Origin of the sequence: Yunchengibacter salinarum (assembly GCF_037658235.1) — a bacterium.
Taxonomy (GTDB): Bacteria; Pseudomonadota; Alphaproteobacteria; order Sphingomonadales; family Kordiimonadaceae; genus Yunchengibacter; species Yunchengibacter salinarum.
Window position 1 is genome coordinate 81,602 of sequence record NZ_JBBJLN010000006.1, and the last position, 17,416, is coordinate 99,017.

At 65.0% G+C, this 17,416-nt stretch carries 18 protein-coding genes; 4 read left to right on the forward strand and 14 right to left on the reverse strand.

Features of this window, described 5'->3' with window-relative positions; translation table 11 throughout:
* The first annotated feature begins 113 nt into the window (after positions 1-113).
* Genes ispH through rnhA form a run of 3 tightly spaced genes read left to right on the forward strand, consistent with a single transcriptional unit; the run spans position 114 to position 2,495 of the window.
* A complete protein-coding gene (ispH, locus tag WGH93_RS08145) occupies positions 114-1,103 on the forward strand; it encodes a 4-hydroxy-3-methylbut-2-enyl diphosphate reductase (protein WP_374764381.1) in 990 nt (329 codons plus the stop codon).
* Complete coding sequence (gene thrB, locus WGH93_RS08150; protein WP_374764382.1) at positions 1,103-2,059, forward strand: homoserine kinase; 957 nt, start codon at positions 1,103-1,105, stop codon at positions 2,057-2,059. Before ispH ends, thrB begins: the two co-directional genes overlap by 1 nt.
* Positions 2,052-2,495, forward strand: a complete 444-nt coding sequence (gene rnhA / locus WGH93_RS08155) for a ribonuclease HI (RefSeq protein WP_374764383.1) — start codon at positions 2,052-2,054, stop codon at positions 2,493-2,495. Before thrB ends, rnhA begins: the two co-directional genes overlap by 8 nt.
* Before the next feature lie 477 nt (positions 2,496-2,972).
* Here the strand turns inward: rnhA and WGH93_RS08160 are convergent, their stop codons facing one another.
* The 5 genes from WGH93_RS08160 to WGH93_RS08180 form a co-directional block, all read right to left on the reverse strand.
* Entirely contained in the window at positions 2,973-4,679 is a 1,707-nt protein-coding gene (locus WGH93_RS08160) for a M20/M25/M40 family metallo-hydrolase (RefSeq protein ID WP_374764384.1), read from the reverse strand.
* Positions 4,680-4,823: 144 nt separating this feature from the next.
* The gene (locus tag WGH93_RS08165) at positions 4,824-5,156 is read right to left on the reverse strand and encodes a hypothetical protein (protein ID WP_374764385.1); all 333 of its coding nucleotides are present in this window, start codon (positions 5,154-5,156) and stop codon (positions 4,824-4,826) included.
* 93 nt (positions 5,157-5,249) lie between these two features.
* Positions 5,250-6,545 carry a DsbA family protein gene (locus WGH93_RS08170; protein WP_374764386.1) on the reverse strand — a complete coding sequence of 432 codons (1,296 nt, stop codon included), beginning with the start codon at positions 6,543-6,545 and terminating at the stop codon, positions 5,250-5,252.
* A gap of 176 nt (positions 6,546-6,721) precedes the next feature.
* On the reverse strand, positions 6,722-7,201 hold the full coding sequence (locus WGH93_RS08175; RefSeq protein ID WP_374764387.1) for a peroxiredoxin: 480 nt from the start codon (positions 7,199-7,201) through the stop codon (positions 6,722-6,724).
* Positions 7,202-7,356: 155 nt separating this feature from the next.
* Positions 7,357-8,253: a protein-disulfide reductase DsbD domain-containing protein gene (locus WGH93_RS08180; protein WP_374764388.1), complete on the reverse strand. Its 897-nt coding sequence runs from the start codon at positions 8,251-8,253 to the stop codon at positions 7,357-7,359.
* A 242-nt stretch (positions 8,254-8,495) separates the two neighbouring features.
* Between WGH93_RS08180 and WGH93_RS08185 the strand changes: the two genes are divergently transcribed.
* Positions 8,496-9,074 carry a YqgE/AlgH family protein gene (locus WGH93_RS08185; protein WP_374764389.1) on the forward strand — a complete coding sequence of 193 codons (579 nt, stop codon included), beginning with the start codon at positions 8,496-8,498 and terminating at the stop codon, positions 9,072-9,074.
* 66 nt (positions 9,075-9,140) lie between these two features.
* Here WGH93_RS08185 and WGH93_RS08190 read toward each other — a convergent pair whose 3' ends face one another.
* The 9 genes from WGH93_RS08190 to ctaD all read right to left on the reverse strand — a co-directional run bounded on the left by WGH93_RS08190 (position 9,141) and on the right by ctaD (position 17,384).
* Positions 9,141-10,388, reverse strand: a complete 1,248-nt coding sequence (locus WGH93_RS08190) for a M16 family metallopeptidase (RefSeq protein ID WP_374764390.1) — start codon at positions 10,386-10,388, stop codon at positions 9,141-9,143.
* Entirely contained in the window at positions 10,385-11,806 is a 1,422-nt protein-coding gene (gene thrC, locus WGH93_RS08195; RefSeq protein WP_374764391.1) for a threonine synthase, read from the reverse strand. Before thrC ends, WGH93_RS08190 begins: the two co-directional genes overlap by 4 nt.
* A gap of 90 nt (positions 11,807-11,896) precedes the next feature.
* Positions 11,897-12,616, reverse strand: coding sequence for an SURF1 family protein (locus WGH93_RS08200; protein ID WP_374764392.1), 720 nt, complete (start codon positions 12,614-12,616; stop codon positions 11,897-11,899).
* The gene (locus tag WGH93_RS08205; RefSeq protein WP_374764393.1) at positions 12,613-13,062 is read right to left on the reverse strand and encodes a DUF983 domain-containing protein; all 450 of its coding nucleotides are present in this window, start codon (positions 13,060-13,062) and stop codon (positions 12,613-12,615) included. The genes WGH93_RS08200 and WGH93_RS08205 overlap by 4 nt, the downstream gene beginning before the upstream one ends.
* Positions 13,063-13,113: 51 nt before the next feature.
* A complete protein-coding gene (locus tag WGH93_RS08210; protein ID WP_374764394.1) occupies positions 13,114-13,971 on the reverse strand; it encodes a cytochrome c oxidase subunit 3 in 858 nt (285 codons plus the stop codon).
* A 119-nt stretch (positions 13,972-14,090) separates the two neighbouring features.
* On the reverse strand, positions 14,091-14,633 hold the full coding sequence (locus WGH93_RS08215) for a cytochrome c oxidase assembly protein (RefSeq protein WP_374764395.1): 543 nt from the start codon (positions 14,631-14,633) through the stop codon (positions 14,091-14,093).
* Positions 14,630-14,758, reverse strand: coding sequence for a cytochrome c oxidase system small membrane protein (locus WGH93_RS08220; RefSeq protein ID WP_374764396.1), 129 nt, complete (start codon positions 14,756-14,758; stop codon positions 14,630-14,632). Before WGH93_RS08220 ends, WGH93_RS08215 begins: the two co-directional genes overlap by 4 nt.
* Before the next feature lie 22 nt (positions 14,759-14,780).
* The gene (locus WGH93_RS08225) at positions 14,781-15,686 is read right to left on the reverse strand and encodes a heme o synthase (protein ID WP_374764488.1); all 906 of its coding nucleotides are present in this window, start codon (positions 15,684-15,686) and stop codon (positions 14,781-14,783) included.
* 93 nt (positions 15,687-15,779) lie between these two features.
* On the reverse strand, positions 15,780-17,384 hold the full coding sequence (gene ctaD / locus WGH93_RS08230; RefSeq protein WP_374764397.1) for a cytochrome c oxidase subunit I: 1,605 nt from the start codon (positions 17,382-17,384) through the stop codon (positions 15,780-15,782).
* Positions 17,385-17,416 lie beyond the last annotated feature (32 nt).

Below are 17,416 nucleotides of genomic sequence, written 5' to 3' on the forward strand. Positions count from 1 at the left end.
CGGCAAAGGGCAAGCGCAGCCTTGGCCGATGCTTTTCTGACCGGATCGCCGCGCCTTGACCCCAAGGGTGGCAAGGGTTAGCTACAGGGGAAACAGCCCAAGGACGGTTTTCGATGACTGACGCCGATTCCCAGACTTCCGGCCCGACCGGCACGCACGGCGCGCCCCCGTTGAGGGTGGTGCTGGCCAATCCGCGCGGCTTTTGCGCGGGCGTGGACCGGGCCATCCAGATCGTGGAACTGGCGCTGAAAAAGTTCGGCGCGCCAGTCTATGTGCGCCACGAGATCGTCCACAATCGCTATGTGGTGGAAAGCCTGGAAGCCAAGGGCGCGGTGTTCGTGGACGAACTGCACGAGGTACCGGATGACCTGCCCGTTGTTTTTTCCGCCCACGGCGTGCCCAAGGCCGTCCCGGCGGAGGCCGAACGGCGCAAAATGATCTATGTGGATGCCACCTGCCCGCTGGTGTCCAAGGTGCACCGGGAAGTGGAGCATCTGGCGGCGCGGGATCAGCACATTCTGATGATCGGCCATGCGGGGCACCCGGAGGTGGAAGGCACCATGGGCCAGTTGCCCGACGGCGCCATGACCCTGATCGAAACGCGGGACGACGTGGCCAGTTTCACGCCGCCCGAAGGGAAAAGCCTGGCCTTTGTCACCCAGACCACGCTGAGCGTGGACGACACCGCCGGAATAGTGGCGGCCCTGAAGGCGCGCTTTCCCGAAATCCGCGCGCCGAAAAAGGAAGACATCTGCTACGCCACCACCAACCGGCAGGAAGCGGTCAAGGAAATGGCCGCCAGCGTGGACCGGGTGCTGGTGATCGGCGCGCCCAATTCATCCAACAGTATGCGGCTGGTGGAAGTGAGCGCGCGCATGGGGTGCCCGGCCCGCCTGGTGCAGCGCGCCGCCGACATCGACCATGACTGGCTGAGCGGTGCCGGCGCCGTGGGCATCACCGCCGGCGCCAGCGCGCCCGAAGTGCTGGTGGACGAAGTGATCACCGCGCTGAAAGAACGCTACAGCGTTACCATGGACACCCTGACCACGGCGGAAGAAGACGTGGTGTTCAAGGTGCCGCCCATCCTGAAAGGCGTGGCCTGATGGCCGTCTATACGGCGGTCTCCGGCGCCGATCTGGAGAGGTTTCTGGCGGCCTATGATCTGGGCGCACCGCTCAGCTTCAAGGGCATCGCCGAAGGGGTGGAAAATTCCAACTATTTCCTGGAAACGGAGGCGGGGCGCTTCATCCTGACCCTGTATGAAAAGCGCGCCAACCCGGATGACCTGCCCTATTTTCTGGACCTGATGGCCCATCTGGCCGCCCATGGCCTGCCCGCGCCGCCCCCCATACCCGATCGCACGGGGCGGATGCTGCAAAGTCTCGCCGGGCGCCCGGCCTGCCTGATCTCGTTTCTGACAGGCACCGAAGCCGCCACCATCACCCCGGACCATACCCGCGCCGTGGGCGCGGCGCTGGCCCATATGCACCGGGCCACAGCCGATTTCCCCCGGCAGCGGGCAAACGACCTGTCGCTGGCGGGCTGGCAGGCCCTGTGGGCGGAAATCGACCCGGTGGCGGCGGAAAGCGTGCACGCCGGCCTTGGCGGTCGCATCGAAGCGGAACTGGCGCATCTGGCCACAGCCTGGCCCGCCCGCCTGCCCACCGGCACCATCCATGCGGACCTGTTCCCCGACAATGTGCTGTTCACCGGCACCACTGTCACCGGCCTGATAGACTTCTATTTCGCCTGTACGGACTTTCTCGCCTATGATCTGGCCGTGTGCCTGAATGCCTGGTGCATAAACGATGCGGGCACGCTGGACCCGGCCCTGCAAGACGGCCTGATCGCCGGATATGAAAGCGTGCGGGCGCTGGACGGCAAGGAAAAGGCCCATCTTCCCCTATTGGCGCGCGGCGCGGCGCTGCGCTTCCTGCTGACCCGCCTTTATGACTGGCTGAACCCGGTGGAAGGCGCCATGGTGCGCGCCAAGGACCCCCGCCCCTATCTGCACCGGTTGACCACCCTGCAAGCGCTGGACGGCCAGCCCCATGGCTGACCCCGGAACGGTGGACATCTATACGGACGGCGCCTGTTCCGGCAATCCCGGCCCCGGCGGCTGGGGCGCCGTGCTGCTCTATCAGGGCCACGAAAAAGACCTGTATGGCGGCGCCCCCGACACCACCAATAACCGCATGGAGCTTCAGGCCGCCATCGAGGCTCTGAACGCCCTGAAACGGTCCTGCCATGTGCGCCTACACACGGACAGCACCTATGTGCGCAACGGCATCACACAGTGGCTGGAAGGCTGGAAGGCAAAAGGCTGGAAAACCGCCGCCAAAAAGCCGGTAAAGAACGAAGACCTGTGGCGCGCCCTGGACGACGCCGCCCGGCGTCACCGCATCGAATGGATCTGGGTCAAGGGCCATGCCGGTGACGCGGGCAATGAACGCGCCGACGCACTGGCCCGAAAAGGCGCCGAAGAAGCGCGGTAGGGGGCTTTATTCCGCTCACGCAAGCACGCTGGCGCGTGCGCTCCGCGAGGGCGCCGCATAGGCGGCGGGCCACGCTTGTGGCCTCCGCGCTGCCGTGAGGCAGCACCGGTAGAGGCAACGTCGGTGCGGGCGGGAAGCGGGCTTGTCTGATTTCACGCCTTGGCCGCTTACGCGGCCCGGCTCCAAATGGGCGCCGCATAGGCGGCGGGGCGCGGTCGCGCCCGTTGGTTTACCGCTCACGCCTGAGCGCTACGCGCTGCGGCTCCGCGAGGGCGCCGCAGGGGCGGCGGGGCGCGGTCGCGCCCGTTGGTTTACCGCTCACGCCTGAGCGCTACGCGCTGCGGCTCCGCGAGGGCGCCGCAGGGGCGGCGGGGCGCGGTCGCGCCCGTGGGATAGGCTCGTGCTTCTTTTTTGCGCGCGTGCAAGGGGGCTTGTGGCCCGCGTCATCCCGCGCGGGGCGGGATGACGCGGGGGCCGCTAGTCGTCCGCCATGGGGCCGTTGAAGGTTTCGCCGAAAAAGTCCCCGGCGTTCCAATGCGGCGTGTCGACGGCATTGGCCAGGTCGCGGATGATCAGCCAGTTCACATGGGCGAACTTGGCGCCCGCCTGATAGTCGATCGGCTGGTTCAGGTCATCCTTGGGCCCGTGATAGGTGTTGGCCAGAAAATCGCGGAACTTCGCGCCGCCATCCACGCCGTCCGCCGTTTCACCCCAGCCGGTCATCAGGAAGATGGCGGGCACGCCCTTTTCCACGAAGCGGTAATGGTCGCTGCGGGTGAAGATGCCCTCTTCCGGCATGGGGTCCGGCGACAGGGTGACACCGGCCCCCTTCACCGCCTTTTCCGCAATGGGGCCAAGGCTGGACCGATCCGCCCCGAAGGCCACCACATCGCTGAAATCATAGAGCAGAACCGGCATGTCCAGATTCACATTGGCCACCAGCCGGGGCATATCCACGGTGGGATATTCGGCATAATATTCAGCGCCGAGAAGCCCCTTTTCCTCCGCCGTCACGGCCAGGAACAGCAGGCTGCGGGCCGGGCGGTTTTCCGGCTCGGCGAAAGCGCGGGCCACTTCCAGCATCACCGCCGTACCCGCCGCATTGTCCAGCGCGCCATTGGCGATCTTGTCCTCGCCTTCCTCATGATCCTGCACGCCCACATGGTCCAGATGGGCGGTCATCACCACCACTTCATCCCTGAGCGCGGGGTCCGTGCCCGGTAGCATCCCCGCCACATTGGCGCCGTGCACCACATCACCCAACTGGCTGTTGCGGTGCATGGCGACCCGCGCATTCAGCGCGGCCCCCTGCGGTGCGCCCGTCTCGGCGGCGGTCAGCACACTGTCCAGCGACAGGCCGCCGCTCGCCAACAGGTCCGCCGCCACGTCATGGCTGATGGAAGCGCTCATCTCAACGCGGGCGGCGGCGCCGCCCTCATCACCTTCGCGGCGCACCCAGTCAAAGCTTTCATGGCCGATATAGCGCTTCATCCGGGCGAACGGGCGGCGCTTTTCATCCACCCGTGTCTTGACCACCAGCACCCCCCTGGCGCCCCGTTCGGCCAGTTCCTCCGCCTTGGTGCCGGTGGAGCCGTGATGCGCGCGCACTTCACTGTTGAAACTGCCCGGCGCCCCGGACAGCACCAGCGCCACCTTGCCGTGCAGGTCCAGCCCGGCCAGATCGTCATGGCCCAGTTTCGGTGCGTGAATGCCATATCCGGCGAACACCACCGGCCCTTCAACGTCGGCCTGAGGGTTGGCAACGCTGCCAAAGGTGATGAAGTCCGGCCCCATTTCCAGTGTTCGGGTTTCGCCGTCCACGGTCAGGCTGATGCCCGCATCCTCAGCCGACACGCTGGCGGTGCGAAACGGCACCTGCTGGAAATAGCTTTCACCCTCGCCCGCGGGCGCCAAATCCAGCGCGCGAAAACGGCTGGCGACAAAATTGGCCGCGATACGATAGCCGCGTGTGCCCACTTCCCGGCCCCTGAGGCTGTCATCGGCCAGGAAGCGCACATCCGCTTCCAGCCGGTTCGCATCGAACAGGGCGCCGGTTGCCGCCGCGCCCGGCCCGGTGCCGGATGCCGCCCCGTCCATATCCCGCTCCGCCCCGGCGCACGCCGCCACGGTCAGCATAAGCAGCCCGGCACCGAAAAGCCGCAGGCTCCGTTTTCCATCAATCATGATCGACTATCCTCCCCCGCTGTTTCTGTCTTCACGGCCACACTATAGCGGCACAGTCCAAATACAAAAGGACCGCGACAGGGTTTTTGTCGCGGTCCCGTGTTCTGATATCTCCGGCATGACCGAAATCAGCGGTTACACCCCTCAGCGCCCCGCCGCCGGGCAGCCGCGCGGGCGGGTCATGTCGCACTTCGGCATGGGGATATGGCTTGTGCGGTCAGGCTTTGTGCGCACCGGATCATGCAGCAGCATGGTGGGCGCCTTGGACACATGGCCCGGCGGCACCACGCCAACACCCCGCGCCACTTCCGAAACAGACACCTGACCATTGGGCACCGGCACGCCCTTTGCCACCACTTCGACCGTTACCATGCCGAGCGGCAGGGTGACCTCGGCGGCGGCGGGCCGGTCATGGGCAAGCAGACCCGCAGCCAGGCCGACAAGGGCCACAAGGCCCGGAACCACAGCATTCTTCATGAGTCCTCTCCTCCGTTATTCCCGGAATGAGAGATAGGGTGGGTGTGCCGGGCTACCAGCCCCTTTCCGCCGGTGAAAAGCAGAAAACGCGGCCTATGATAGCTTTTGACTATGATCAAGATGGTCCAGAATGGCCCACAACCGGTCCTGCCCCCAGAAAACACGGTCATCCACCCGGAAGGTGGGCACACCCCAACTGCCCGCCCGCAGCATGGCGCTCTGATTCTCGGCGGCCAGGGCGCGCCAATCATCGCCTGGCAGGCCGCCGCGCACATACCGTTCCGGCAGCCCGGCGCCGCGCAGAATTTTCATCATGCCCTTTTCTTCCGCCCCGTCGACGCCCTCGGACCAGACGGCGGCCATGAAACGGCGGAAAAAGGGCAGCGCCTCATCGGTGTCCATCAGCTTGAAGCCGATGGACAGAGCCCGCTCCGTGGCGGTGCCGAGCGGGTCCACGATGCGGCCAAAGGGGATGTCTTCCAGCCGCGCCTCGCGGGCGGCATCCATCAGGATATAGCGCGCCTTCAGGGGCGGCACCTTCAGACCGCGCATCACCATGGGCAGAACCGGTCTCAGGCGCAGCTTCACGCCCGTGCGCTCGGCAAATTCGACGATCTGCTCCAGCCCCAGATAGCTGTACGGACTGCGCGGAGAGAAAAACAGCTCCACCGTGCGGCCAGGGAATGTGCGCGGGCTGCCTTCCAGCTTTTCCCGCCAGCGCCGGGTCTGGTTGAACCGCACCTGCCCGTCCCCGGCGCCAAGCCAGTTAAGATCCCGTTCCAGATGGTCCAGCCGGTCGAGACCGGGATAGAACACCCCCTGATGATACAGCGTGCCGCTTTGATAATGGCCAAGGCGGCGCAACAGGCTCTCATTCTCGCGCAGGCGGGATTCGGCCATGTCCGCCTGCACGGCAAGCGCCTTGACCGCGGCCATGTCCTGCCGCCAGAGCGCGCCCCCCACTTCCTGCGCCACATCGAAAAAGGCGGGGTCCGTCTCCAGCGCGGCAAGATGGCGGGTGGCCATGCCCACGGCCAGCCGATCCGGCACCAGTGCATGGCCGGGAAACCCCAGCCCGTACAATTGCGCCAGCCGCGTGGCATCGATGATGGTCAGTGCCTCATAGCGGGCCGGGTCCGGGTACATCTGGGCGGGCAGCCGCTCCACCACGCGGGGGCGAATCCGCACATCAAAGCGATCCGCCAGTTCCGGCAAGACCTGCACCATAAGCTGGGAAACCGGATCATCCACCCGGTGAAAATAGATCACCTCGCGGGGCTTCCGCGCCAGGCGTCGGCGCCAGTCCGCCCGGCGCGCCCGCCACCGATCCCGCCGGGCGCTCACATGGGCGGCCACCAGCCGCGCCTTGATGGCGGTGGCGAAACTCATCGTGTTGCTTCCTGGCCGGTGATCCCCATATGCCCCTGCCCCTTTGCCCGCACCCTTGCGGGCGGCTGCATGTCCCGCGATCATTGCCCCGATAGCGCCCAATATGCAAGCCGACCATACAAAAACGGGCGCCCCGAAAGGAGCGCCCGCGCCGCAAGACCGTAATCAGGCCGCTTTTAAAGCTGGCCCAGCATGTAATCGGCGCTGGACACCTCGAAGGCGCCCGGCTCTTCCACGTTCAGCGCCGTGACCTTGCCGTCTTCCACGATCATGGAGAAACGCTGTGCGCGCGGCCCCATGCCCAGCTTGCTGCCGTCGAAATCGAGCCCCAGGGCACGGGCATAATCCGCATTGCCATCCGCCAGCATGATCACGTCATCCCCCACGCCAGCATTCTTGCCCCAGGCATCCATGACGAAAACATCATTCACCGAAAGGCAGGCAATATGGTCAACGCCCTTGTCCCGCAGGCTGGCCGCCTTGTCCACGAAGCCCGGCAGGTGGCGGGCGGAACAGGTGGGTGTGAACGCGCCGGGTACGGCGAAAAACGCCACCTTCTTGCCCTTGAAAAGCTCATCGGCGCTGATCGGCCCCGGCCCGTCGTCGGTCATCACCATGAATGTGCCCTCAGGCACGCTATCGCCCACTTTGATCATGCTCGATCCCCTTGTGATAAATTGGCTATGGCAGCGCCGCATTGGCGGCACTGTCCCGAATGGACTGTCGATGGCGGAACCGCCATCGCCCCGTCAGGGTAAGGCCGTCGCGCGCCCAGACAAGGGCGCGTTTCAGGATATGGCAGGATCGCGGCTCAACCGAGAGACCGGTCCCGCTCGATCGCCTGCCCGTCTCCGCGCACCAGGGTCAGGCGCACATCCCGGCCATTCAGGTCGTGCACAGTCTCGCCCTGCCGCATCACCGGCACGACGAACCGGGCACTGGTGCCATCGCCGCGCAACTGCACCGTGGCCGGCGCGAACTGAATACCGTCACATTCCACCAGCAGCCGGGCGCCATCCAGCGATTGGCCCGCACTGGCATCCACGATCAGGCGCTGATGGCCCTTGGGCCCCACCACGCGCGCACCGTCAATGGCGAGCCCCGCACCGGCACCCCCCTGCACATCGGGCAGGCGATCGGCCCAGGCGTTCAGCGTCACATCGGCGACGGGATCGCCGCTACCCAACTGATCCCGGTTCAGGGTGTATTGCTGTTTGAAAGGCAGGCACACATCCTTGCAGGCCATGAACTCGGCCTCGATGGTCAGGCTGTCGCCGCTCACCCCTTCCGGCAGGCGGAAAGGCATGACCACCTGATCGCCATAGCCATATGTGGTTATGCCGAACAGGGTGAACTTCCTGGGCACGGGATAGCGCAGGTCCACCGGCGTTCCATTGACCCGCACGCGCACGGGCAGGCCCGCTTCGCCGGGGGAGCGCCAATAGGTCTTCCAGCCGCTGTTCATGTCCGCCTGCCAGGCGATCACCTGACCGTCCAGCCCCTTGACGGGCTGATCCATCACACCCGTGATCAGGCGGGTGCGCATGGCCTCGTCATGGCTGGACCAGTCGGTGGTGCCGGCATGGGAAGCGCCCATGGTGGCGCCAAGCAGCAGTCCACCCGCCAGCATCAGGTGCCGGGCCAGTCGCCAGCCCGGTTTCCGGGGCCGTTCCAGGGTCAAGACAGGGCCAGAGCCAGTCCGCGTCATAGGTGTTCCTCGTTGTCATGCACCGCGCATCCAGTGGTGCGCGCATCATTTCACTCTGTGTTTGTTCTACCAACCCGCAACCGCCCCGGCCAGTTACACCGACTCACGAAAGCGTGTGCATGGGGCGGTTTTTTTGCCGTGACCTCTTTTACGCGCGCCTGTCATACCCCAGATCAATGGTCTGATCGCATCTTTGCTTTCAATGTTTGTTCGCGTCACCGGAAAGGGATAGACTTGATCTCATGAGCAGTACCCCATTACCCACCGGCGCCTATCTCACGGGTAGCCTTCTTCTGGCCATGCCGGGGATGGACGACACCCGCTTTGAAAGCAGCGTGATCTATATTTGCAGCCATGACGACTCCGGTGCCATGGGACTGGTGATCAATCAGAGCTTTCCCGACCTGAGCTTTCAGGGCCTGTTGCAGCAGCTTGACATCCCCACGGATGACGCCTGCCCCGATACCACCGTGCATCTTGGCGGCCCGGTGGAACCGGGGCGCGGCTTCGTGCTGCACAGTGCCGATTACGCACAGGAAAGCACCCTTATCGTTTCGGAAAGCATGGCGCTGAGCGCCACCATCGACATTCTTCAGGAAATCGCCGCCGGTCGCGGGCCGGCGCACCATCTGGTGGCGCTGGGCTATGCCGGCTGGGGGCCGGGCCAGCTTGAGCAGGAAATCCAGCACAATGGCTGGCTGACCGCCAGCGCGGACGAGGAAATCGTCTTCAACACCGATCTGGACCATAAATGGCCCCGCGCCATGCGGATGCTGGGCATTGAACCGGCCATGCTGTCCACCGAAGCGGGCCACGCCTGACCCGCCCGGCTGTTACACCCGGCTGCCCCGCCCGACTGCTCCGCCTGAAAACCCCGCCCCGGACATTCAAACGTCCAGCGACGGCAGATCCCCCGCGCCCACGGCGGCGAAAGCATGTGTCTTGCTGTCCAGCAGGTCGCGCGCCATTCGGGCCACGTCGTCAGGGGTCACGCTGGTCACGTCCTTCAGGATTTCTTCCACCGTCACCACACGGTCGAACACCAGAAGCTGGCGGCCAAGCTGTTCCATGCGGGACGTGGTGGATTCCAGCGCCATCATCAGCCCGGCCTTGAGCTGATTGATGCTGCTGGCCACTTCCTCCGCCCCCGGCCCGCGCGCCAGATCCTCCACCTCCGCCCGCACCAGCGCCAGCACCTCGGCGGCGGCTTCGGGGGCGGCGGCGGCATACAGGCCGCTCATGCCCGTGTCCCGGTGCGCATTGGCGAAGGAAAAGATGGCATAGGCCAGCCCGCGTTCCTCCCGGACGGTCTGAAACAGGCGCGAGGACATGCCGCCACCCAGCAGGGTGGTGAAAACCTGCGCCGGGTAATAATCCGCATCGAAATAGGAGACGCCCGGCCAGCCCAGCGTAAGATGCACCTGCTCAAGCGGGCGGGAATCCAGCTTGCGACCACCGGTGAACACACCGGGCGGCGTGGGCCCGCCATCGCCCGGTGGCACATCGGCCAGCGCCTCGGCCACCAGCGCCACCAGCCGGTCATGATCCAGATTGCCCACCGCCGAGACCACCATGCGCCCCGCCTGATAGCGCTCGGCCATATAAAGGTTCAGATCGTCGCGGGTAAAACCGCCGACGGTTTCCGGCGTGCCGAGAATATTGTGCCCCAGCGGCTGATCGCCATACGCCGCTTCCTGAAGATGGTCGAAAATGATGTCATCCGGCGTTTCCACCGCCTGCGCCAGTTCCTGAAGGATCACTTCCTTTTCGCGGGTCAGTTCCGCCGGATCGAATACGGAGCGGGTGAGAATGTCCCCCAGCAGGTCCACCGCCAGGCCCATGTCGTCCTTCAGAACGCGGCAGTAATACAGGGTCTGGTCGCGGCTGGTGAAGGCGTTCATCTGGCCGCCCACGGCTTCGATCTCCAGCGCGATGTCGCGCGCGCTGCGCCGCTCGGTGCCCTTGAACAGCATGTGTTCAAGGCAATGGGTGATGCCCTGCTCCCGCGGCCCTTCCAGCCGGGAGCCCGCATCCACCCATACACCGACGGAAACGGTCTCCAGCGCCGGGCGTTGCTCGCTGATGATGCGCAAGCCCCCCGGCAGCCTCGTCAGGCGCACACGGTCATCGCTCATGCGGACCCCCGAACCGGTCCCGGCGTCGCCCCCTTGAGCATCCGGGCCTTCAGGGCCTCCAGATCGGCGGGCAGCGTATCATAGCGTTCCGGCGCGCTCATCAGATCGGCCAGATGGGGCGGCAGGGGCGCGGGGCCGTCCTGCACCCTTGTGACCGCATCGGCGAACTTGGCCGGATGGGCGGTGGCCAGCGTTACCCGTGCCGCGCCGTCTTCAGGCAGGGTGCGGCGCGCCACATCGAAACCGATGGCGGTGTGCGGGTCCAGCAGCAGGCCCGTATCGGCCAACACATCCTTCATGGTGGCAACCGTGCCCGCATCATCCACGCGCGCGGCGGTGAACAGGCCCCGGAACCGGCTGACGGCCTGATCCGGCAAGGTGAAGCCGTCGCTCTGTTTCAGGCTTTCCATGTGGCCGCGCACGGCACCGCTGTCGCCGTCCAGCAGGTCGAACAGCAGGCGCTCGAAATTGGAGGAAATGCCGATATCCATGCTGGGCGACAGGGTGGATGCCACCGGCCCGCGCTCATAACGCCCGGTTTCCCGGAAGCGGGTCAGGATGTCATTGGCATTGGTGGCGATGGCCAGCATTTCCACCGGCAAGCCCATGCGCCGGGCCAGATAGCCGGCGAACACATCGCCGAAATTCCCGGTGGGCACGGAAAAGGACACGGGCCGATCCGGCGCCCCCAGCGCCACGGCGGCATAGACATAATAGACGATCTGCGCCATCACCCGCGCCCAGTTGATGGAATTGACGGCGCTGAGCCCCACCTGATCGCGGAAGGCCGCATCGGCAAAAGCGGCTTTCACCAATGCCTGGCAGTCGTCAAAGGTGCCATCCACGGCGATATTGACCACATTGGGCGCGTCCACGGTGGTCATCTGGCGGCGCTGCACTTCGGACACGCGCCCCTTGGGGTGAAGCATGAAGATATCCACCGCTTCCGCCCCGCGGCAACCCTCGATGGCCGCCGAGCCGGTATCGCCACTGGTGGCACCCAATATGGTCAGCCGACGGCCCTGACGGCGGGTAAACAGGTCGAAAAGCTGCCCCAGGAATTGCAGCGCGAAATCCTTGAACGCCAGAGTGGGGCCGTGGAACAGCTCCAGCACCCAGTCATTGGGGCCAAGCTGCACCAGCGGCGCCGTGGCGCTGTGGCGGAACCGGTCACCGCCATAAACCCGGCGGGTCAGCCGGTCCAGCGTGTCACCGTCCAGCGCGTCGGCCAGAAAAGGCCGCATCACGGCGGCGGCCACGGCGTGATAGGGCTGCCCGCGCAGGGCCCGCAGATCGTCCGCCGACCAGTGCGGCAGATGATCCGGCATGTAAAGGCCGCCATCCGGGGCCAGCCCGGTCATGATGGTATCTTCAAAGCCGAGGGCGGGAGCTTCCCCGCGGGTAGAGCTGTACTGCACCGAAACGCCCTTTCTCAGATTGCCGGATTGACCCGGCCGCGAGTCATAGTGCCCGGCGCGCCCCGGCGCAAGAGAGGGCTTCGGCCCGCCTTATCGCGGATCGGCCGACCGGCGCGCCCTGGCCAGGCCATAAGCCAGATAGACCGCCACCAGCGCCAGCCCAAGGCCATACCAGGTCAGGGCATATTCCAGGTGATTGTTGCGGATCTGAACCCGCACCTGCCCCGCCCGCAGCGGCGCGGCGGTCCAGTCCCCAGCTTGCAGAATCACCCGGTAAGGCAGAACCCGCGCAAGGCCGAAATGATCGGCCATCTCGTCCATGCGGGCGGTGAACCAGTCCCCGCTTTCCGGCTGATTGACCGGGGTGAACGGCCCCGGCTGTGCACCGCGCCGCAGCACACCGGTCACCGTTAGACGATCGGTGGGCAGGGTCACCGGGGCCGTGCGATCCGCCACCCAGCCGGGGGAGACGAGCACGGGCCGCGATCCGTCCCGCAAAAAGGGCAGATAGAGATGATAGCCGCCCTCCCCGTCCAGATTGGTGCCGAACACGGCGATCGGGGGGGTGTCCATGAACCGCCCGGTGATCGTCACCCGGCGATAGGGGGCGAGCGTGCCCGCCGACTCCAGCCGGTGGAGCGGCGCGGGCGGCGCGGCAAGGCCCGCTTCCAGCTCGGCCACGCGGGCGGTTTTCGGCCCCACCTTGCGGGCCTGCCAGGTGCCGAGCACAATCAGGATGGCCAGCGCCACCAGCGTGGCAACGGTCAGGCCGCGGCCCGGTTGGAAGCGGGGCTGGTCAGCCACGGTCATCGGCTTTGGTCATCGGGTGCGGGGTCATCCGCGTCCCCGGCGGGATCGATTCGGCCCTCATGGGCATCATGGCGCAATTCCAGCGCCACCAGGATCACCTTGACCACGCGCAGCATCCAGAACCCGGCACCGGCGATGAACAGCGGCCACAGGATCATGTGCACCCACATGGGCGGACGCACCAGTCCGCCGATGATGAACGCCAGAACGGCGGTCAACGCCCCCAGAATCAGAATGACGAAGACCGCCGGGCCATCCCCCGGATCGACCTGGCGAAGATCCAGCCCGCAGGCCGGGCAGGCGGGGCGCAGTTCCAGGCCCTTGTGCAGCACCTTGCCCCTGAAGCAGCGGGGGCAGCGGCCCGCAAGCCCCGCCTTTAACGGCGACACCGGCCCCGCATGGGCCGGGCCGGTGTCCGTGTTTTCGGTTTTATGGTCCTGAGCCATGCGTGCCGCCTTTCAGCAGATGAACCGGGCGGGCCGCCGGGCCGGGGCGCCCTATTGGCCGCCCCAGATATAAACGGCAAAGAACAGGAACAGCCAGACCACGTCCACAAAGTGCCAGTACCAGGCCGCCGCTTCAAAGCCGAAGTGATGGTCCGGGCTGAAATGGCCCTTATAGGCACGCCCCAGGCACACGGCCAGGAAGATGGTGCCCACCACCACGTGGAAACCGTGGAAACCCGTGGCCATGAAGAAGGTGGCGCCATAGATATTGCCGGAAAACTCGAACGCGGCATGGGTATATTCATAAACCTGCAACAGCGTGAAAATGAAGCCCAGTATCACGGTGAGCCAAAGGCCCTTTTTCAGGGCGTCCCGGTCACCTTCCATGACCGCATGGTGCGCCCAGGTCACGGTGGTGCCGGACAGCAGCAGGATCAGCGTGTTCATGAAGGGCAGGTGCCAGGGATCGAAGGTTTCCACGCCTTCGGGCGGCCAGGGGGCGTCGGTGCCAAGGCTGCCCCAGAAGGCGAAGATGTCCGGCGTGGGCTGGGCGGGATACAGCGAGGCATTGAAGAAAGCCCAGAACCAGGCGACGAAGAACATCACCTCCGACGCGATGAAAAGGATCATGCCATAGCGCAGGCCGATCCGCACCACCGGCTTGTGGTCCCCGGAGAGCGCTTCCTTGATCACATCCTTCCACCAGGCATACATGGAATACAGCACGCCCAGAAAGCCGGTCACCAGAATATAGGTACCGAAGCTGCTGCCCTCCACGCCGAAGAGCGCCGCATCCGGCTTCATGGTGAAAACGGCCCCCACCGTCAGCAGCAGCACGAAAGTGGACATCACCGCCGGCCAGGGGCTTGGGTCCACCAGATGATAGTCGTGTTTGACGTCACCCGCCATTGTCTCGTCTCCTCAACGCGCGGCACCGGGACTGGCCCCGGTACCCGTTTGCCCGCTCCCCGACGGCTGGCCGGGGGCGCGACGTTCATGATGTTCGCCGGTGCCGGCCCCCATGCCGGTCAGCCGGTCTCCTTCACGAAGAAGGTATAGGACAGCGTTACCTCTGTCACATCGCCCATTTCCGGGTCGTCCGCAAGGGCCGGATCAATATAATAGATCACCGGCATGTCAACCCGCTCACCGGGCTTCAGGGTCTGCTCGGTAAAGCAGAAACAATCCACCTTGATGAAATAACTGCCGGCCTTGAGCGGCGTGACATTATAGGTCGCCGTGCCGGTGATGGTCCGGTCGGTGGGATTATAGGCTTCATAGACCGCGATGGTCTTTTCACCCACCTTCAGGGACTGGGTATTCTGCTTCGGCTTGAACCGCCAGGGCATGTCCCGGTGCGTGTTGGACGCGAAACGAATGGTCACGTCCCGGTCGGTCACCTGCGGCCCGGCGCGATCCCCCGCTGTCTGGGTGGTGCCGCCATAGCCGGTGACCCGACAGAACAGATCGTAAAGCGGCACCGCCGCAAAGGAAAGCGCCACCATGGCGGCCACCACCCCCCCGACAATCAGCGCCACGCGCCCGTTCTTTCTGGCAAGCGCTTCCGTCATGGCGAGGCCACATCAATCTTGAAATAGCTGAGCACGCCAATGAAGATCACGAGCCCGGCCAGCGCCAGGCCAAGCGCCCGGTTGCGTCGCTTCATCCGTTTGTGCATCGGGGAGCGTTCATCCATGGTCGAGACTCCTGATAAAGGGTCAGATCCGGCCTGCCAGGCTGTCCACGGCAAGGGCGCCGAAAAGCGCGAACAGATACAGGATGGAAAAGCCGAACAGCCGCTTTTCCGCCCCGTCCCGCGCGCGCCAGACCGCCCAGGCCAGCCACAGGAAACCGGCGCTCATCATCGCGGCGACACTGCCATATATCCAGCCGCCAAGGCCCGTGGCCACGGGCGCCAGCGCCACCGGCACAAGCGCCACCGAATAGCCCAGAATCTGCGCCCGTGTGTGGCGCCGCCCGGCCACCACCGGCAGCATGGGCACGCCCACGGCCTGATAGTCCGTGGTGGTGAACAGGCTGAGCGCCCAGAAATGCGGCGGCGTCCACAAAAAGATGATGGCGAACAGGATAAGCGAATCCAGCGTGACGCTGCCGGTGACCGCGGCCCAGCCGATCATGGGCGGGAACGCCCCGGCGGCGCCGCCGATCACGATGTTCTGCGGCGTGCGGCGCTTCAACCACATGGTATAGACCACCGCATAGAACACGATGGTGAGCGCCAGCAGGGCGGCGGCGGTCAGATTGATCATCAGCCCCAGCAGCACCACGGACCCCACCGACAGGCTGAGGCCAAAGCCCAGGGCTTCACCGGGGCTGATGCGCCCCGCGGGCACCGGGCGGGATTCGGTGCGGCGCATGGCGGCATCGATATCCGCATCCCACCACATGTTCAGCGCACCGGATGCCCCCGCCCCCACCGCGATCAGCAAGATAGCCGACAGGGCCAGCACCGGGTGCAGGCTTCCGGGAGCGGCGATCAGGCCCACGATCGCCGTGAAGATCACCAGCGACATGACACGGGGCTTCAGCAGCACCCAGAAATCGCTGGCTTCCGCCACCGGGGGCTCACCGACGGGCGCCACCGGTGCGGGTGCATCGGTCATCCGGGGCATATGGGCGTCGGAAGAAGCGGACACGGTAGCGGTCATCCTGTTGTAAAGCCGCCGCCGGGCATATCCCGGCGGCGGGGGGTTTTGTTACTTCACCTTGGGCAGTTCATTGAACTGGTGGAACGGCGGCGGGGAGGACAGCGTCCATTCCAGCGTCGTCGCGCCTTCGCCCCACTGATTGGCCGCCACGGTCTTCTTCTTGAAGAAGATCGTATAGGCCATGATGCCGATGAACAGCACCACACCGATCGAGGTGATCTGGTAGCCCAGGCTGGAGATCTTGTTCCAGTAGGCATACTGATCCGGGTAATCCACATAGCGGCGCGGCATACCCTGAAGACCCAGGAAGTGCTGCGGGAAGAAGATCAGGTTCACGCCGATGAAGGTGATCCAGAACTGCACCTTGGAGATGAATTCGGGATACTGCTTCCCGGACATCTTGCCGATCCAGTAATACAGCCCGGCAAAGATGGCGAACACCGCCCCCAGCGACAGCACATAGTGGAAGTGCGCCACCACATAATAGGTATCGTGCAGCACCACATCCGCGCCCGCATTGGACAGCACCACGCCGGTCACGCCGCCCACCGTGAACAGCAGGATAAAGGCGATGGCGTACAGCATGGGCGTGGTGAAGCGGATCGAGCCGCCCCACATGGTGGCGATCCATGAGAAGATCTTAACCCCCGTCGGCACGGCGATCACCATGGTGGCCGCCACGAAATAGGCCTTGGTGTCCACGTCCAGGCCCACCGTGTACATGTGGTGCGCCCACACCACGAAGCCGATGAAGCCAATGGCCGCCATGGCATAGGCCATGCCCAGATAGCCGAACACCGGCTTTTTGGAAAAGGTGGACACGATATGGCTGACGATCCCGAAGGCGGGCAGGATCATGATGTAAACCTCCGGGTGGCCGAAGAACCAGAACAGGTGCTGGAACAGGATCGGGTCACCGCCGCCCGCCGGATCGAAGAAGGTGGTGCCGAAGTTGCGATCCGTCAGCAACATGGTGATGGCGCCCGCCAGAACCGGCAGCGACAGCACCAGCAGAAAGGCGGTAATCAGGATCGACCAACTGAACAGCGGCATCTTGTGAATGGTCATGCCCGGCGCGCGCATGTTGAAAATGGTGGTGATATAGTTGATCGCCCCCATGATCGAGCTGGCCCCGGCCACGTGCAGAGACAGGATCGCCAGATCCATGCTCGGCCCCGTATGGCCATAGGTGGACAGCGGCGCATAGGCCGTCCAGCCACCGCCAAAGCCGCTCATGCCCGCGGTGCCTTCCACCATGGTGGACAGCAGCAGCAGGATGAAAGCGGGCGGCATCAGCCAGAAGGACACATTGTTCATGCGCGGGAACGCCATGTCCGGCGCGCCGATCATCAGCGGCACGAAATAGTTTCCAAACCCGCCGATCAGGGCGGGCATGACCATGAAGAAAACCATGATCAGGCCGTGCCCCGTGGTCAGCACATTATACATGTGCCGGGCATGGTCTTCCGTGATGCCGAAGAAGGAGGGCAGGAACTGAAGGCCGGGCTCGGCCAGTTCCATGCGCATCAGGCCGGACATGCCGAACCCGATCATGCCGGCGATGAAGGCGAACCACAGATACATCACCCCGATGTCCTTGTGGTTGGTGGAATAGACCCACCGTTTCCAACCGGTCGGATTTGCGTGAGCCATCGCTCTTCCTTTCACTCAGGCCTTGAACGGCC

What these genes read in the sequence shown, in the direction of transcription:
- ispH (WP_374764381.1), top strand. Translation starts at nt 114, where the DNA reads ATGACTGACGCCGATTCCCAGACTTCCGGCCCGACCGGCACGCACGGC.
- thrB (WP_374764382.1), top strand. Translation starts at nt 1,103, where the DNA reads ATGGCCGTCTATACGGCGGTCTCCGGCGCCGATCTGGAGAGGTTTCTG.
- rnhA (WP_374764383.1), top strand. Translation starts at nt 2,052, where the DNA reads ATGGCTGACCCCGGAACGGTGGACATCTATACGGACGGCGCCTGTTCC.
- WGH93_RS08160 (WP_374764384.1), bottom strand. Translation starts at nt 4,679, where the DNA reads ATGATTGATGGAAAACGGAGCCTGCGGCTTTTCGGTGCCGGGCTGCTT.
- WGH93_RS08165 (WP_374764385.1), bottom strand. Translation starts at nt 5,156, where the DNA reads ATGAAGAATGCTGTGGTTCCGGGCCTTGTGGCCCTTGTCGGCCTGGCT.
- WGH93_RS08170 (WP_374764386.1), bottom strand. Translation starts at nt 6,545, where the DNA reads ATGAGTTTCGCCACCGCCATCAAGGCGCGGCTGGTGGCCGCCCATGTG.
- WGH93_RS08175 (WP_374764387.1), bottom strand. Translation starts at nt 7,201, where the DNA reads ATGATCAAAGTGGGCGATAGCGTGCCTGAGGGCACATTCATGGTGATG.
- WGH93_RS08180 (WP_374764388.1), bottom strand. Translation starts at nt 8,253, where the DNA reads ATGACGCGGACTGGCTCTGGCCCTGTCTTGACCCTGGAACGGCCCCGG.
- WGH93_RS08185 (WP_374764389.1), top strand. Translation starts at nt 8,496, where the DNA reads ATGAGCAGTACCCCATTACCCACCGGCGCCTATCTCACGGGTAGCCTT.
- WGH93_RS08190 (WP_374764390.1), bottom strand. Translation starts at nt 10,388, where the DNA reads ATGAGCGATGACCGTGTGCGCCTGACGAGGCTGCCGGGGGGCTTGCGC.
- WGH93_RS08200 (WP_374764392.1), bottom strand. Translation starts at nt 12,616, where the DNA reads ATGACCGTGGCTGACCAGCCCCGCTTCCAACCGGGCCGCGGCCTGACC.
- WGH93_RS08205 (WP_374764393.1), bottom strand. Translation starts at nt 13,062, where the DNA reads ATGGCTCAGGACCATAAAACCGAAAACACGGACACCGGCCCGGCCCAT.
- WGH93_RS08210 (WP_374764394.1), bottom strand. Translation starts at nt 13,971, where the DNA reads ATGGCGGGTGACGTCAAACACGACTATCATCTGGTGGACCCAAGCCCC.
- WGH93_RS08215 (WP_374764395.1), bottom strand. Translation starts at nt 14,633, where the DNA reads ATGACGGAAGCGCTTGCCAGAAAGAACGGGCGCGTGGCGCTGATTGTC.
- WGH93_RS08220 (WP_374764396.1), bottom strand. Translation starts at nt 14,758, where the DNA reads ATGGATGAACGCTCCCCGATGCACAAACGGATGAAGCGACGCAACCGG.
- WGH93_RS08225 (WP_374764488.1), bottom strand. Translation starts at nt 15,686, where the DNA reads ATGACCGATGCACCCGCACCGGTGGCGCCCGTCGGTGAGCCCCCGGTG.
- ctaD (WP_374764397.1), bottom strand. Translation starts at nt 17,384, where the DNA reads ATGGCTCACGCAAATCCGACCGGTTGGAAACGGTGGGTCTATTCCACC.